The sequence below is a fragment of the Hoylesella shahii genome, from assembly GCF_937990675.1.
Lineage (GTDB): Bacteria > Bacteroidota > Bacteroidia > Bacteroidales > Bacteroidaceae > Prevotella > Prevotella shahii.
In genome coordinates, this window is the sequence record NZ_CALKQY010000027.1 from 1 (window position 1) to 16936 (window position 16936).

The window sequence follows — 16936 nt, forward strand, 5'->3', positions numbered from 1 at the left end:
GCCCATACGGCTCGACATTTGGGAGCTTTTGCGCGCAAAGCACATCAAGTACTCTTCCAAAAACGCTTTTCAAGAAAAGAATCTGGCATTTGACAGTCTCCAGAGATTCCTAAGAGGGAATTAACTGAATTACCCTACTTATGGTTTACGGCTGGGATAGTAGTTGTTATTGAGACCCTCATTGTTATTCCCTTCGCCACACTTTTCTCCTCCCCAACAGAAGGAGTTGCAGATGTTTGGCTTTGTATTGGCGCCATCTTTATTGGTCCAGTGATAGAGGAAACAATGTTTAGAGGGGTGCTTCTTCGTGGATTGCTTACGCGATACAGTGCTACAAGCCGTTTGTAGTGCCACTACAAGAGACTAGTAGCGTGGCGATGTTATTTTGTTGTCAAATTTAAAAAGGCGTCAACGCTGTTGTAAAACTATCTATTTACATTCTGTTGTGCTTTATTGCGATAGGCGATGGCCTAGTAATGGCTGAGACTTGCAATAAAACAAGCAAGTCTATAACGGGTGCAGGCAATCGCGGTTATTGATAAACGGCATTCATATTATATGTATGGCCCTCACACAATATTAATAAACGGCCATCCTTGTATAAAGAAAGTTTAGGGTGTTAATCCTTTTTTGCGCCCCTTCCTTCCATTCTAAAGCGTTTAGGCGACTTGCCAGCGTGTTGCTTAAAGTATTTTCCGAAGAACGATTGGTTGGGGAAACCCAGTGTAGCCACAATCTCTTTGATGCTTTGATCGCTGTAAAGCAGCAGTTGGCGTGCATCGCTCATCACGATGTCGTTAATCCATTGCAGGGCCGTTTTACCCGTTTTCTCCTTCACCACCACTGATAAATAGCTGGGTGTAACGCAAAGCAGGTTGGCATAGTAAGCCACTTCGCGGTGCTTACGATAATTGTTATACACCTCCACAATGAAATTTTGTCCTAATTTATCGGTAACGTTCCACGTTCCCACCTGTAAATGGTGGCTCATCATGTAGCAATTCACGATTTCATAGATAAGCGTTCGGCCCATCGAAGCCAGCAGTTCGGTAATCACTTGCGGGTTGGGCGAGTTGGCATAGTGTTCGTTTTCGTGGCTTTCGCGTGCCATCAAGGTTTGCATTTGGGTTAGAATGCGGTCGTATTGGCTAACCGATAGCGAGAGGAAAGGGTGCTCGCTAAAATACAAACCTGTGGTGATGTCCATCGTTTTGTTTACAATAGACATAATAAAATCGTAATCCACAAAGAATACAATTCCCTGTAAGTCGTTGCTAACGTTATTGATTTGTGCATAAATAGCAGGTGGCACGAACAGCGTGTCGCCCTTATTAATATGGTAGGGTTTGTTGTCTATGCTCACACTTATGCTGCCTTGAGTGCACAACACCAAGGCAAATGTGCGGTGAATGGATATCAGTCGACGGTCTAATTCAGTGCCAATGTCTGTAGCTTGGAAGCTTCTTAAGCTGAAGGGGAGTTGCAATCGTTGTTCCATATTTATGCTTTAATTCATTGCAAATGTACAAAATAATTTGTAGAATATTGCGTAAATGTGCTTAAAAATTAGTGTTAATATATAATATAGAACATATTTGAGCCAATTTTGGCCTTGTACGAGTCCTTTTATATTCTTAATTTTGCATCGTCACACATAAACAATAGGTTTTTAACACCTTGATAACCGATTTTAGGTATAAAAGGGTTAGACGTTTATCATATAAGAAATGAGTAAAGTAAGGAAATATGACAAAGATTAAATTCATGGCCATTGCAACACTTGCTGTGGTGTTGAGCGGTTGCAACAGTAAGAAAGAAGACCACACTGTTGCTCCCGTTAAGGTGAAAACGATTGCTGTACAATCAGGAAGTGTTGATGGAAAACGCACCTATGTGGGTGTTATTCAGGAGAGTTATGGTTCAACGCTTAGTTTTGCAACGCTGGGAACAGTGTCTCAGGTGTTGGTAGACGAAGGCCAAGCTGTGCGTAAAGGGCAATTGTTGGCTGTGATAGATAAAACTTCTGCGCAAAGCGCGCACGACATGGCTATGAGTACTTTGTCGCAAGCTCGCGATGCTTTTAAGCGTTTAGAACAATTATATAAGAAGGGTAGTTTGCCCGAAATTCGTTTCGTAGATGTGCAAACGAAGCTGGCCGAAGCCGAAGCGGCCGAGCGCATTGCACGCAAAACACTTCAAAATTGCGAGTTGCGTGCGCCTTTTGATGGCTTTATTTCGCAACGAATGGTAGATACGGGCAACAACATGGCGCCTGGAATAGGTTGCTTTAAATTGGTGAAGCTCGACCGTGTGGATATGAAAATTGCCGTTCCCGAAAACGAAATATCGGGCATTGCCAAAGGGCAGTTGGTGCCTTTCACTGTTTCGGCGCTCGATGGAAAGGCTTTCGAGGGTAAGGTTACCGAGAAAGGCATTCAGGCCAACTTGCTTAGTCACACCTACGATGTTATTGTTAGTCTGCCCAATCCTGGCCATCAGCTATTGCCTGGCATGGTGTGCAGCGCGCAATTGGCCAGTACGGGTGCAGCAAAAGGTATCGTTGTGCCGCAAGAAGCAGTGCTGATAGATGGTTCAAAACCTTATGTTTGGGTCGAAGAAAACGGCGTTGCGCATCGTAGAGACATCACGCAGAGTGGTGTATGTCAAAGCGGCGTGGTGGTTAGTAGTGGCTTGTCGCAAGGTGATAAGGTTATTGTTAACGGTCAAAACAAGGTGAGCGAAGGAGTGAAAGTGATTTAAAAAGCCTCACCCCCAGCCCCTCTCCAAGGGGAGAGGGGAGTGATATGCTTAGTGAACTTAAAGGCTTATAAAGGTGAAAAGGTGAAAAGGTGAAAAAGTGAAAAGGTGAAAAAATGGCTGCGCACCTGTCTTGTTAGCTCGTTAACTTGTCGCCTTGTTAACTCATCAACTGGTAAACTGGCAAACTTGTCAACTCGTCAACTTGTCAACTTGTCAACTGGTTAACTCGTCAACTGGTTAACCCGTCCACCCGTTCACTCACAAACACAATATATAAACACACGGATTTATGTCTAAACGCAAAAGAAATATCATAGAAAGTGTGATGCATTACAACAGCATCATGCTCTTGTTGATGGTGGTACTCATCGGTTTCGGTGTGTTCGCACTCATCAATATGCCCAAAAACGAGTTCCCCTCGTTCACCATTCGACAAGGAGTTGTGGCCGCTGTTTATCCTGGTGCCACCTCTGCCGAAGTGGAAGAACAGGTAACAAAACCGCTGGAAACATTCCTCTGGGGATTTAAAGAGATAAAGAAAGAGAAAACTCGCTCGCAAACAAAAGATGGTATTACCTATGTTTTTGTTGAGCTAAACGATGACGTTACAAACAAAGACGAGTTTTGGAGCAAGTTTAAAATTAAGCTACAACAGTTTAAAGTGACGCTTCCGCAAGGCGTTTTGGCGCTTATTGCTAACGACGACTTTGGCGATACCTCGGCTATGCTCATCACACTTGAGAGCAAAACAAAGACTTATCGCGAACTGCACGAGTATATGAACGCACTGAAAGACCGACTGCGCACTATTCCCGAACTGGCTAACTTGCGCGTGAGCGGCGAACAGGGCGAAGAAATCGGCGTGTATATCGATCGCGCTAAACTCTCGGATTATGGCATAAACTCGGTTACACTCTTATCAAACCTCTCGTCGCAGGGTATGACTTTGATGAGCGGAAAGGTGAACGACGGACAAACAACGCGCCCCATACACCTACGTTCGCAAATGAATAGCGAGAACGATGTGGCTAATCGCATTGTGTATAGCGACCCACGTGGAAACGTTATTAGGCTGAGAGACATCGCTACCATCAAACGCGAATATCCCGATGCCGACAAATATGTGAAGAACAATGGACAAAAGTGCCTCGTTCTCTCAATCGAAATGAACGAGGGAAGCAATATTGTGCAGTTTGGTGATAAGGTTAAGAACATCTTGGCCGACTTCCAAGCCACCCTGCCACAAGATGTAAGCACTTATACTATTACAGACCAAAGCGAGGTGGTGAACACTTCGGTGATGGACTTCTTAAAAGAATTGCTTATTGCCATTGCATCGGTGGTGGTGGTTATCATGCTTTTGCTGCCCATGCGCGTGGCAAGTGTGGCCGCTAGCACCATTCCTATCACCATCTTTATCACCCTCGGACTGTTCTATGCCTTTGGTATCGAACTCAACACCGTGACTTTGGCATCGCTAATCGTGGCCTTGGGTATGATTGTAGACAACTCTATCGTTATCATCGACTCGTATATCGAGAAGATAGACGAGGGCATGAGCCGCTGGCATGCAGCCACCTATTCGGCCAACGAGTTCTTCTCTTCTATCTTTAGTGCTACACTGGCTATCTCTATCACCTTCTTCCCGCTGCTGCTTACGATGAAGGGAATGATGAAAGACTTTGTTAAGTGGTTCCCACTTGGCATCAGCGTGGTGCTTGGTGCATCGCTCTTGGTGGCCGTTTTGGTGGTGCCTTGGATGCAATACACCTTTATACGTAAGGGACTGAAGAAAGATGACAACGACAATAGCAAACAAAAACGTTCGTTCCTCGACATCATACAAGCCTATTACGACCGACTCATTGAGCGTTGTTTCGCTCATCCCTTTGTTACATTGGCTGTGGGAGTGCTCTCTGTGGTGGTGGGTGGACTGCTGTTTGCCAGCATGCCACAGAAGCTAATGCCTCGTGCAGAGCGCAATCAGTTTGCTGTTGAGATTTATCTTCCACAAGGCACAAGCATCGAACGCACTGCAAACGTGGCCGATAGCTTGCGCAATATGATGATAAAAGACGAGAGAATACGTAACATCTCTACGTTCTACGGCATGTCGTCGCCACGTTTCCAAACGTCCTATGCACCGCAATTGGGCGGCACAAACTATGCCCAGTTTATCGTTAATACAGATAACGACGCGGCTACAGTGGCTCTGGTAGATAGCTTCACCAATCGTTATACCGACTATTTTGCCGATGCACAAGTGCGAATTAAGCAGCTTGATTATAGCGATGCTAGCTCACCTATTGAGATAAGGTTTAGCGGTAACAACCTCGAAGCCATTCAACAGGTGGTAGACAGCGCCACAATGCGCATGCGAAACATGCCCGAACTGCTGCTGGTACGCAACAACTTTGATGGTAGCACATCGGGCTTGGCTGTGCAAATAGACGATTACGAGGCTTCAAGACTGGGCATCAGCAAGAGTCTTCTGTCGGTAAACCTCGCCACTCGCTTCGGCGATGGTGTGCCTCTAACCACCATCTGGGAGGGCGATTACCCCGTAACGGTGAAGCTAAAGGATAACCATGCTGGGCATCAAACACCCGAAGACCTTGAGAATGCCACCATTAGCGGACTGCTTCCTGGGGTGCATGTGCCACTAAGACAGGTGGCTAAGGTATCGCCCGACTGGACTTACACCTCTATTCACCACCGCAATGGCGTGCGAACCATGTCGGTTCTAGCCGATGCTAAACGCGGATTAAATCTTAACGAGGTTACCGATAAGGTGATAACCGAGATGAATAAGATTGAACTTCCTCAAGGAGTAACCATGACTGTGGGCGGACAAAGGGAGAAAGACCTAGAAACGCAACCGCAAATTTATAGCGGATTGGCCATTTCTATCGTTATCATCTTCGCCATCTTGCTGTTCCATTTCAAGGATATTCGCATGTCGGTGCTCATTATGTTGGCTCTGTTGTTCTCGCTGTTGGGCGCTGCCACGGGCGTGCTTGTCATGGGACAAGAGGTGGGTATCACTGGTATTCTGGGTATTATCTCGCTCATGGGTATCATTGTGCGTAATGGTATCATCATGGTTGACTATGCCGAAGAACTGCGCGTGCACCACAGACTGTCCGCAAAACGGGCTGCCCTGCAAGCTGCACAGCGACGTATGCGCCCCATCTTCCTTACTAGTGCGGCCGCTTCTATGGGTGTTATCCCCATGGTTATTGCCAATACGCCACTCTGGGGCCCAATGGGTGTGGTGGTTTGCTTCGGTACTATTGTGTCGTTGTTCTTCATCGTCACCATGATTCCTATTGGCTACTGGATGATTTTCAGAATCCAAGACCGCAAAAGAACGCTGAAGATGGTGGCACACACCAAGTAGTAAGTAGTAATGGAGAAAGGAGGAACTAAAAAGTTATGGAGTTAACTCCTAAACTCCTCAACTTCATACCCCCAAACGCCCCACAACTCAAAAACTCATGAACTCAAAAACTCATGAACTTAAATAAAAAAACTCATGAACATCAAAAAACTTCACCTGCTCTTGGCGCTGTGCTTGCCACTCGCTGCCAATGCGCAAACAACATATTCGCTAGAACAATGCAAAACGTTGGCCAAAGAAAACAACGTGAAACTGAAACGAGCACGACTGGAAATTGCCGCTGCCAAAGAGCAACAAAAAGAGGCTAGAGCAAAATATCTGCCACAAGTAATGGCCAACGGAACATATTTTCATGCCGTAGACCATTTGGTGCAAGAGGAGTTTTCAATGCCAGCTGAGGCACAACAAAAGCTTGCAGCCATCGTTCAACGCGTGGGATTGAACCCCGCTATACTGGCTTCGCTACCCACTAGCTACACCGTCCAGGCTCTACAGCATGGAACGCTGGCTTCGCTCGTGGCTATGCAGCCCGTTTTTGTTGGCGGACGCATCATCAATGCCAATAAATTGGCCGACGTGCAAACACAGGTTAAAGAACTGATGTTGCAGCAAAGTGTCGACGATGTGGCACAAACCACCGAGGTGTATTTTAACCAACTGCTGGCTCTTTACGAACAAGAGAAAATCCTTGACGCTGCCGATAAGCAACTGGAGAGTATTCTTAAAGATGCTAACAACGCCTTCGAGGCTGGGGTGACCAACAAAAACGATGTGTTAAGCGTGAAACTGAAGCAAAACGAAATGGCTGTTAATCGCCTAAAGCTTAACAACGGCATCGCTCTTTGCAAAATGGTGCTCGCGCAATATATTGGTAAACCCAACGAAGATATCGACATCGACCGCACGCTTACCAACGAATTGCCCGACCCACGACAGCTCTCCGTGAACCATGCTTCGGCTCTTGAACAACGCACTGAGGTGCGATTGCTGGATAAAAAGGTGGAAGCCAACCATCTGCTAACACGCGTTAAGCAGGGCGAAATGCTGCCTTCGCTGGCCGTGGGGGTTGCTGGCGTGTATCACGACTTTACCAATAAGGGACGCACCAATGTGGTGGGACTGGCCACTCTCTCGGTGCCCATCAGCAACTTATGGGGAAATCGTGGATTGAAACGACAGAAAATAGCCGAACAAATTGCCATCGACGAAAGGGAAGATAGCAAACAACTGTTGCTTATACAAATGCAAAATGCATATAACAACCTGGAAACGGCCTATAAACAAATACAATTGGCTAAACTAAGTATTGAGCAGGCTAGCGAAAATCTTCGCCTTAACCAAGACTATTATGAGGCTGGCACGGGAACAATGAGCAACTTGCTCGATGCACACACCCAAGACCAAAAGGCGCGTAACCAATATAGCGAGGCTGTGGTGGCTTATCTTAACGCTCGCACGGCTTACCTCAAAGCCACGGCTAGGTAGGCATTAATTGGGTCTATTAGGGTTCTCTTTACTGTTAATATAAAAATATAGCCTCGCTACTAACTGCTTGTAGCGAGGCTATATGTGTTTAGTAATGGGGAGATAAGCTGTTAGTGGCAAGGCCATAAATGTTAATGGTACAGCCATCAGCTGTTGCTGGTGTGGCTGCATTAACTTGCTGCCGTTACTCCAGGCCATGCGTTGTGCTGCCATTTGCCATTCATGGCATGGCAAAGTATGCGTTGTGGCTGGGCTGGTGCACCTATTGAGCTTGCACTTGCAGCCACAATAACGCCATTGGGTTGCACCATACATAACGATGTGCTAAGGCTTTTTCACCCCAAAGGATGTAGAGCAAGGTGTACATCCTTTACGTGTTTATCCCTAGCAGGGCGTTCCCCCGCATTACCTATTGGCTATTATTTTTCTGTTTTGCCGTCGTAATTGATGATGATGGTGTGTTTTTTGCCATCTTTGCCAATTACTTCGCCATCTTTCAGAAAGATATTGATGTCATTATTCTTACCAGGAGCAATGCGCATCCTCCCTTGTATAAACACAGGCAAAATGGCTTCGCCCTCGTTATAGTTTTCTTTAGATTGTCCCCAGGTGTTAATTACGAGGTTTCCAGCAGCGTCATAGTAGTTCACTTTCCAGCTTCCTCCCTCTTGAGATGCATCGTCTCTTTTGGCAAGGTTAATGTCTTTATTAGCATGATTGGTGGTGTTGAAGTTTATTTCCACTCTCTCGTTGCGGTCTTGAGATAAGATAAGCGCAAGCTGGTAGTCGTTGCTGAGCGTGAAGTCTGTATAAACAGCCTGTAGTATGGTTTTCTCCTTACCGTCTATTGTAATGGTGTTGGGCGTTACAGGCTGCTCGGTTTCTTCGTGTTTGCTTGAACAACCACACACGGCCACACTTGCGATAACTACTGTTGCGAGCACGAAGAGAGTTTTTGTGCAACGCATAAAAAGATTACTTTGATTCATTGTATATGTTTAAATGTTAAAAATACGACTTGTAAAACCACCCCTTGGGGCTAGTTCTTTCTTGTTTTGTCATGGTAGTTACGTCTTAAATAGGTGTTTTATTTCATTTTCAGTACTTTGCTATTTACGAAGTACTTTCATTACACAATGCAAAGTTAGTGCTTTATGTTTAAAGGAAGGCTCGTATTTAGTCTTTTTTTAAGACAATTTCCAATTTTTATGTTGGTTTGTTGTGCTTTTGTCAAACGTTTGCGGGTGTTTGGTATTGATAAAAGACTTAAAGTAAAGCGTTATTCATTCATTTTTTATCATCGGAGGTTATAAATGGTGTAGTATTGTCTAGGTTGTGTTGGGCAAAACAATTATCGGCGAGTTGTTAATTTGGTAAACATACTTTACAAAGTGCGTCCCTCTTGTCACCCCATTCTAGCCCGATAACCCTACTAAAACCTATATAAAACGTGCTAAATAGAACAAAGATGCTACACATAAGCGCAAGGTTTTTGCGCCATTTTTTGTTATTTACTATGGTTTTGCATTTCTCTTTGAAGAAAATAACGCCTTTTTTTGGTTCGCAGCAACAAAAAAATGCCGACAAAAGGGTGCTAAAATTCTGCGTTTTGGTGCAAAACGCGTTGTATTTAGCAGCAAAACGCACTGCTATCTCCTGCAAAACGCAAGGTAAAATGCTGCAAAACGCGAGGTAAAATGCAGCAAAACGCAAAACTAGTTGTTGAAAATAGCATCGTTATTGGGTGGCGAGTGGCGGTAGTGTTTTGATTGATAGGCGGTTAGATGATTGCTTCGAAAAATCAGAAATCGATTTAAGTTCGTGCGAGTAGATGGGTTTAAAGTCGTTAAAAAAGGCCTAAAAAGGTGTGTTTTGGGTTATTTCTTATTTAACTATCTGTAAATCAGCCTGTTGTAAACTTTATAAATACGCGCGAATTTACGCCCATTGGCCAGATTTTTTTCGGCGATGGCACTCATAATGTTAAAAAATGGTGTAAATATTTTACATTTCGCATCTTGCTATTCCGACGCGTTGTTATGGTGATTGCCTTATTATGCCTCACGCGTTGACGTCATTGCAATGAAGCAGCGTGTTGCCAATGCACAATAGTGAGCGGAAGTTATGCACATCGTTGTTGGGAGGTGGTGCAAAAAAATATCGTGTGCAACAAGTTGCTGCACACGATATGTGTTAGGGAAGTGACGTTGTTTTCATGCTTTTGAGCATCCCTTTATTGTGGTAAAGTTGTTGTTCTAAGGTGCGCAATGTGTTTTGCCGTGGCGTTTAAGAGTTGTGCCAGGCCGTTTAGTCTACCGCTTCGCCCAGCAGAGTGGCGCTGGTGCTGCCAGTTATTCGCACCTGCACATATTGCCCAATGTGGTGGTTACCTTTGTCGAACACCACCATTTTGTTTTGTTCGGTTCGTCCGCACAGCTGTTCGCGACTACGTTTTGAAGGACCTTCAACCAGTACCTCGCGCACTTTTCCCACTTCAGCGCGGTTGGCAATGGCCGAATTTTCGTTCTGAACCATAATCAACTCGTTGAGTCGGCGTATCTTAACATCCTCAGGAACATCGTCGGGCAGATGTTTTGAGGCATAAGTGCCAGGTCGTTCGCTGTATTTAAACATGAAAGCCGAGTCGTAACCCACTTCGCGCATGATGCGAAGCGACTCTTGATGGTCGGCTTCGGTCTCGCCATGGAAGCCCACAAAGATGTCGGTAGACAATCCGCAGTCGGGCACTAGTTCGCGAATGGCCTTCACTCTACTAAGATACCACTCCACGTTGTATTTGCGATTCATCAGCTTAAGCACCTTGTCGCTACCGCTTTGAATGGGCAAATGGATGTGTCGGCACACGTTAGGCACCTCGGCAATAACGCGAAGCGTGGCGTCGCTCATGTCTTTGGGGTGAGGAGTAGAGAAGCGAATGCGCATTGTGGGAGCCGTTTCTGCCACCAGTCTAAGTAGCTGAGGGAAGTCAACGGTTTGCCCTTCGGCGTTAACAAATCGGTAGCTGTTGACGTTTTGTCCCAAGAGCGTAACCTCCTTGTAGCCCTGTTGTTGCAGGTTTCGCACCTCGTTGAGTATGCTATCCACATCGCGCGAACGCTCGCGGCCACGAGTATAAGGCACAATGCAGTAGTGGCAGAAGTTGTCGCAGCCACGCATAATGCTTACAAACCCACTAATCTTGGCCAAAGCCACACGTTGGGGCACAATGTCTTTATAGGTTTCGGTTTTAGATAGCGCGATGTCGATGGCCTTATTGCCAGCTTCGGCTTGGGCTATCATATCGGGGAGGTTGAGATAAGAATCGGGTCCAGCCACCAATTGTGCGTGATGGTTCTCAATTAAATCGTCTTTTACGCGCTCGGCCATACATCCCAGTACGCCGAGAATCACCTTTCTGCCCTTCTTTTGTTCAGCGTGCAGCGTGTCAAGTCGGTTATAAATTTTGTTTTCCGCATTCTCTCTCACACTGCAAGTGTTCATAAATATGGCATCGGCTTCGGCCTCGTCTTGGCACATTTCGTATCCAGCCATCTGCATAACCGAAGCCACCACCTCGCTATCGGCCACATTCATCTGGCAACCGTAGGTCTCAATATATAGCTTTTTCATTACCTTTACTATTGGAAAAGTGGGTTAGGCGTGGCCTAACCGTTGTTATCATCATGCAAAGTTACTACATTTTTTGCGAAAAGGGGTGGCGAACGGCAGATAAAGTGTTGGCCAAGTCAATGGCAGAAGCTAGCATGGGGCAGGGTGGGCGATGCCTTGTGGGGCGGTAGAGGTTGGCGTTGGCTTAAGAAAAACCACTTTTGTTGCTTTTTTTCTTGCCCAAACGCTTGGCTGTTGCAAAAAAATAACCTAAATTTGACCCCGAGTTTAATTACCCCCAGTATTACTAAACTAAGCTTTACACATCTTATGAAGACAGATTTTGAAATCGCCCGCGAGGCCACTCTTGAACCAATTTACGATATTGCAGCAAAAGCAGGTATCTCAGCAGTGGAGTTAGAACCCTATGGCAAGCATATTGCTAAAGTTCCTTATACGCTTATCAACGAGGAAAAGGTGAAGAAATGCAACCTTATCTTGGTTACTTCAATCACCCCAACCAAAAGCGGAAACGGTAAAACAACCGTTAGCGTGGGCTTGGCCCTGGGTATGAACCGCATTGGAAAGAATGCTGTGGTGGCTCTTCGTGAACCTTCGCTCGGTCCTTGCTTTGGTATGAAGGGCGGTGCTGCTGGTGGCGGATATGCACAAGTGTTGCCTATGGAGAAAATTAACTTGCACTTTACGGGCGACTTCCACGCTATTACCTCGGCCAACAATATGATTGCAGCCCTGTTAGACAATTATATCTATCAACATCAAGACGATGGATTTGGTATGAAAGAGGTGTTGTGGCGTCGTGTTCTCGACGTGAACGACCGTAATTTGCGTACCATCGTAACAGGATTGGGTGGAAAAACCGATGGAATAGTTACCGAGGGCGGTTTCGATATCACTCCCGCATCAGAGATAATGGCCATCTTCTGCCTTGCTACTAGCGAGGAAGATTTGCGCCGACGCATTGATAATGTGCTGCTGGGCATAACACTTGAGGGCAAACCCTTCACCGTTAAAGACCTCGGTGTGGGTGGTGCCATCGTGGCTATTCTGCACGATGCCATTCATCCTAACATGGTTCAGACCATCGAAAACACGCCCGCCTTCATTCATGGTGGTCCGTTTGCTAACATTGCGCACGGATGTAATAGCGTGATGGCTACCAAGATGGCCATGACTTTTGGCGACTATGCCATCACAGAGGCCGGATTCGGTGCCGACTTAGGTGCTGAAAAATTCTTCGATATTAAATGCCGCAAGGCCGGAATAGCACCCAAACTAACTGTTTTAGTGGCTACGGCTCAGGCACTTAAGATGCACGGAGGCGTGAACGAAAAGGAAATTAAAACGCCAAACGTGGAAGGTGTGCGCCGTGGATTGGCTAATATGGATAAACATATCGCTAATATGCAGGCCTTTGGACAAACGGTTGTGGTGTGCTTGAACCGCTTTGCTACCGACACCGACGAAGAATTGGATGTTGTTCGTCGCCATTGCGAAGAACAGGGCGTGGGCTTTGCACTCAATACTGCATTTGGCGAGGGAGGTAAAGGTGCCGAAGAAATTGCACGATTGGTGGTAGAAACCATCGAGAAAAACCCTTCGAAACCTCTGAAGATGATGTACGAGGATGCCGATGACATCGAAACAAAGGTGCGCAAGATTGCTCAAAATATCTATGGCGCTAACGATGTGGTGCTGAAACCTGCAGCAAAGAAAAAGCTCGCACGCATTAAAGAACTGGGTTTGGAACATTTCCCCGTGTGCATTGCCAAAACACAATACTCGTTCTCCGAGGATGCAAAGGCCTACGGACTGCCCACTAACTTTGATATCACCATCCGCGACTTTGTTATCAACACGGGTTCGGAAATGATTGTGGCCGTTGCAGGCGACATCATGCGTATGCCAGGCTTGCCAAAGAGTCCACAAGCCGAGCGCATCGACGTTGTTAACGGCGTGATAGAAGGTTTGTCGTAAACTAAAATAAAAGCGGGTTGGGGCATTACCTTATATTAAATAGGTGTGTCTCAACCCGCTTATTTTTTATTCCATGCACCTGTCTTAATGCTGTTTTTTGTGCCCTTGTGCGTGTATGCTCTAGCTTATGGCACTGTTTTGCTTAACATGGGTGGCGTAAATGGCGTGAAAAGAGGTGCAGATGTTGCATTCTATAATCAATAAACCAAAGGTAAAAGGTGGAATGTGCGGTTTTCGATGCGTTGTTTGCTTTTTAATAGATGTTTTTGTGCGAAGAAATGAACGGAATAGCAGCGAATTTGCTCAAACACTTGATGGTAATAAATGTTGCGAACCTAAGGTCTGCTTCTTTATTTTCGTGGATTTGAATGATAATAATGTTAAATAACGAGAAATATGAGATGCGACAATATTATTCTGTTTTTCCAAACATTTCTTGTTTGTTCACCTTGTTTAATACTTGCATAAATCATTCTTAATGCAGTTGTTATAAAACAACGTCAAATAAAATGATATAAAAAGACGGTGAAAAAAATGTCCTATTTGTGTCTTTTATGATGAATGGCAGAATGCATTAATGTATTAAATTGTGTAAAATCCTTTGGTTGTTCCAAGCTAAACGGCTAACTTTGCACCCATTATTACGCGGAAATAGCTCAGTTGGTAGAGCACAACCTTGCCAAGGTTGGGGTCGCGAGTTCGAGTCTCGTTTTCCGCTCAAACCCAAATCGACCCAAGAACGATGCCGCAATGGTGGAATTGGTAGACACGAGGGACTTAAAATCCCTTGGCCAGTAATGGCTGTGCGGGTTCGAGTCCCGCTCGCGGCACACCTTCTAAACACTTTATCTATTATGAATAAGAATCTAATCCTTACGTTATCAGTGCTTTCTTCGTTGGCAATGACATCGTGTTCGAAGCTCGGACCTTTGACAGCCGACAACTTCCAGGTAACTCCAACCCCGTTGGAAGCCAATGGCGGTATGGTATCAGCTACTATTGATGCCAACTTTCCTGCTAAGTATATGAAGAAGAAAGCCGTAGTTAAGATCATTCCCGAACTTCGTTATGCGGGTGGTCAAGTAGCAACAGGCGAGGGCGCAACCTTCCAAGGCGAGAAGGCTATGGCTAACGGACAGCAAGTGCCTTACAAAATGGGCGGTCGCTATTCGATGAAAACCGACTTTAACTACGTGCCCGACATGATTAAGAGCGACCTTTACCTCACCTTCGATGCAAGAAAGGGTAAGAAAAAAGTGGACCTACCTGCCGTAAAAGTTTCGTATGGCGTGGTGGCTACGTCGCAACTTTACCGCGAAGCAATGGCCAACGATGGCTTGTGCATCGCTCCAGACAGCTTCCAACGCGTAAAAGCACAGAAACAAGAGGCTAACATTAAATTCCTTATCAACCAAGCTAACTTGCGTAGCTCTGAGCTCAAGAACAACTCTGTAACTGAGTTCGTGAAGATGTTGAAGCAAATTAACGCCGATCGCGAGAAACTTAACCTCCGCAATGTTGAGGTTAACGCCTATGCTTCGCCCGAAGGTGGCTTCACCGTTAACGATAAACTGGCTGCTAAACGTCAAACAACTGGCGAAGGTTATGTTAAGGGACAATTGAAACAAAACAAGATGGAGGGTGCTGTTGACGCACGCTACACCGCTCAAGACTGGGAAGGATTCCAAAAGTTGGTTCAGGCTTCTAACCTGCAAGACAAAGATGTTATCCTCCGTGTGCTTTCTATGTACAAGGATCCTGAAGAGCGCGAACGCCAAATTCGTAACATGAGCGAAGGTTTCCGCGAACTAGCAACTGGCATTTTGCCCGAACTGCGCCGCGCACGCCTTACCATTAACTACGAAGTTATTGGCCGTAGCGATGAGCAAATCAAAGAACAATTTGCTGCAGACCCCGCGCAACTCAGCTCTGAAGAACTGCTTTACAACGCTACTCTTACAGACAACACCAACGAAAAGGTGAACATCTATAAGAAAACAGCTGAACTTTACGATCGCGATTATCGTGCTTTCAACAACCTGGGTGTGCTAGCTATGCAAGCTGGTAACCTCTCTGAGGCTCGCACTTACTTCCAAAAGGCGCTGGCTACATCGCCAAACGCTGCCGAAGCTAATGCTAACTTGGGTATGGTTGCATTGTACGAAGGCAAGATTGCTGAAGCCGAAACGCTCATTGCTAAAGCTCAATTGGCTAACGACGTAAACAAAACCGTTGGTGCTCTTAACATTGCTAAGGGTAACTACTCTCTCGCTGAGTCTACTTTGAGCAACTACGAGAGCAATATGTCGGCTCTTGCCAAACTCATGAACAAAAACTATGAAGGCGCTCTCAACACGTTGAAGAACGTGAAGAACCCCGATGGCGTTACCGATTACCTCATGGCTGTGGCTTATGCTCGCCAAGGCAACAACGCTGCTGCAACAACTGCACTGCAATCGGCTACCGCTAAAGACTCGCGCTTGGCTCAACGCGCTGCCGTTGACCTTGAGTTCGCCAAGTTAAACAAGTAATAACTACTCGTCGAAGCCCCTTAGGGCCACGATGAAAGAAGGGTTAACAATTCGCATTTACCGCTATGACAACGATATCTTCTATATGCTTCAAGCTTAAAGGTCTCGCTAGTGCACAATGCCGAGTTGTTAACCCTTCACTTTTTTATGCCACTGGCACCACCTTGGCTACGCTAACGCTTGTGCTTTTGCTCGCTGCTTGTGGCGTAGACAGCAAAAGATTTAGGGTTGAGGGGAGGTTTCTTAACCTCAATCGTGGCGAGTTTTACGTCTATAGCACCAACGGATTAATCGATGGTATCGACACCGTGAAACTCGAAGCGGGCCGATTTACCTACGACATTCCTTGCGAACGCGAGGGAACTTTGGTGATGGTGTTCCCCAATTTCTCTGAGCAACCCATCTTTGCACAGCCTGGTAAGAGCGTTGACATGGAGGGTAACGCCTCGCACTTGAAGGAACTAACCGTTAAAGGAACGAAAGACAACAAACTGATGAATCAGTTTCGCGAGGCCATTCTTGATGCTTCGCCACCCCAAATAGCTAAAACAGCGGCCATGTTTGCTGCCGACAACCCCGCATCGCCCGTGGCTGTGTATCTTGTTAGACGCTATTTCATCACCACACCCACACCTAACTATAAGGAGGCCGACAGGCTATTGAAGTTGCTTTTGCAACAACAGCCCAAGAATGGCGAGCTTCATCGCATGCAATCGCTTGTGACATCGCTGGCCAAAACCTCGGTGGGCGCCCCGCTTCCTGCTTTCCAAGCCCGTTCCACAAAAGGCGAAAAAGTGAACCAACAAGCCTACAACAAGGCTGCTGTGGCCGTGTTTAACGTGTGGAGCACCACCAACATGCAGAGCATGGAAATACAACGCATGCTCAAACAAAAGCTACGCGAAGCCAAAGGTAAGTTGCAAGTGGTGAGCCTTTGTGTTGACCCACTGCAACGCGAATGCAAAGATATTCTTGAACGCGACTCCATTTCGTGGCCCAATATCTGTGATGGTGCTATGTTCGAAGGCGATGTTGCCAAGAAATTAGGCATCTACACCGTGCCGTTTAATATCTTATTGAAAAACGGAAAGATTGTAGCCAAAGACCTTGATACCAACCAATTGAAAGAACAACTCGACAAATTGCTCTGAAA

10 protein-coding genes and 2 tRNA genes are annotated in these 16936 nt (G+C 46.0%); 9 read left to right on the forward strand and 3 right to left on the reverse strand.

Annotated features, from left to right (window positions below):
- Positions 1-186 precede the first annotated feature (186 nt).
- A complete protein-coding gene (locus QME03_RS11835) occupies positions 187-348 on the forward strand; it encodes a CPBP family glutamic-type intramembrane protease (RefSeq protein ID WP_410521754.1) in 162 nt (53 codons plus the stop codon).
- 271 nt (positions 349-619) lie between these two features.
- Here the strand turns inward: QME03_RS11835 and QME03_RS04425 are convergent, their stop codons facing one another.
- Positions 620-1498: a helix-turn-helix domain-containing protein gene (locus tag QME03_RS04425; protein WP_281723598.1), complete on the reverse strand. Its 879-nt coding sequence runs from the start codon at positions 1496-1498 to the stop codon at positions 620-622.
- Between the two features lie 248 nt (positions 1499-1746).
- Here QME03_RS04425 and QME03_RS04430 point away from each other — a divergent pair, with 248 nt between their 5' ends.
- From QME03_RS04430 to QME03_RS04440, 3 genes are all read left to right on the forward strand, one after another.
- Positions 1747-2760, forward strand: a complete 1014-nt coding sequence (locus tag QME03_RS04430; protein WP_273263109.1) for an efflux RND transporter periplasmic adaptor subunit — start codon at positions 1747-1749, stop codon at positions 2758-2760.
- Between the two features lie 289 nt (positions 2761-3049).
- Positions 3050-6160, forward strand: a complete 3111-nt coding sequence (locus QME03_RS04435) for an efflux RND transporter permease subunit (protein WP_281723599.1) — start codon at positions 3050-3052, stop codon at positions 6158-6160.
- Positions 6161-6295: 135 nt separating this feature from the next.
- Positions 6296-7645: a TolC family protein gene (locus QME03_RS04440; RefSeq protein WP_281723600.1), complete on the forward strand. Its 1350-nt coding sequence runs from the start codon at positions 6296-6298 to the stop codon at positions 7643-7645.
- A gap of 419 nt (positions 7646-8064) precedes the next feature.
- Here the strand turns inward: QME03_RS04440 and QME03_RS04445 are convergent, their stop codons facing one another.
- Positions 8065-8589, reverse strand: a complete 525-nt coding sequence (locus QME03_RS04445) for a hypothetical protein (RefSeq protein ID WP_281723601.1) — start codon at positions 8587-8589, stop codon at positions 8065-8067.
- A gap of 1363 nt (positions 8590-9952) precedes the next feature.
- Complete coding sequence (miaB, locus tag QME03_RS04450) at positions 9953-11275, reverse strand: tRNA (N6-isopentenyl adenosine(37)-C2)-methylthiotransferase MiaB (protein WP_281723602.1); 1323 nt, start codon at positions 11273-11275, stop codon at positions 9953-9955.
- A gap of 309 nt (positions 11276-11584) precedes the next feature.
- Here miaB and QME03_RS04455 point away from each other — a divergent pair, with 309 nt between their 5' ends.
- The 5 genes from QME03_RS04455 (at position 11585) to QME03_RS04475 (ending at position 16934) form a co-directional block, all read left to right on the forward strand.
- Positions 11585-13252: a formate--tetrahydrofolate ligase gene (locus QME03_RS04455; RefSeq protein WP_273112896.1), complete on the forward strand. Its 1668-nt coding sequence runs from the start codon at positions 11585-11587 to the stop codon at positions 13250-13252.
- Positions 13253-13897: 645 nt separating this feature from the next.
- A tRNA-Gly gene (locus QME03_RS04460) sits at positions 13898-13970 on the forward strand.
- A 26-nt stretch (positions 13971-13996) separates the two neighbouring features.
- Positions 13997-14082, forward strand: a tRNA-Leu gene (locus QME03_RS04465).
- Between the two features lie 24 nt (positions 14083-14106).
- A complete protein-coding gene (locus tag QME03_RS04470; protein ID WP_273112894.1) occupies positions 14107-15783 on the forward strand; it encodes a tetratricopeptide repeat protein in 1677 nt (558 codons plus the stop codon).
- A 65-nt stretch (positions 15784-15848) separates the two neighbouring features.
- Positions 15849-16934: a DUF4369 domain-containing protein gene (locus tag QME03_RS04475; RefSeq protein WP_273112891.1), complete on the forward strand. Its 1086-nt coding sequence runs from the start codon at positions 15849-15851 to the stop codon at positions 16932-16934.
- Positions 16935-16936: the final 2 nt, after the last annotated feature.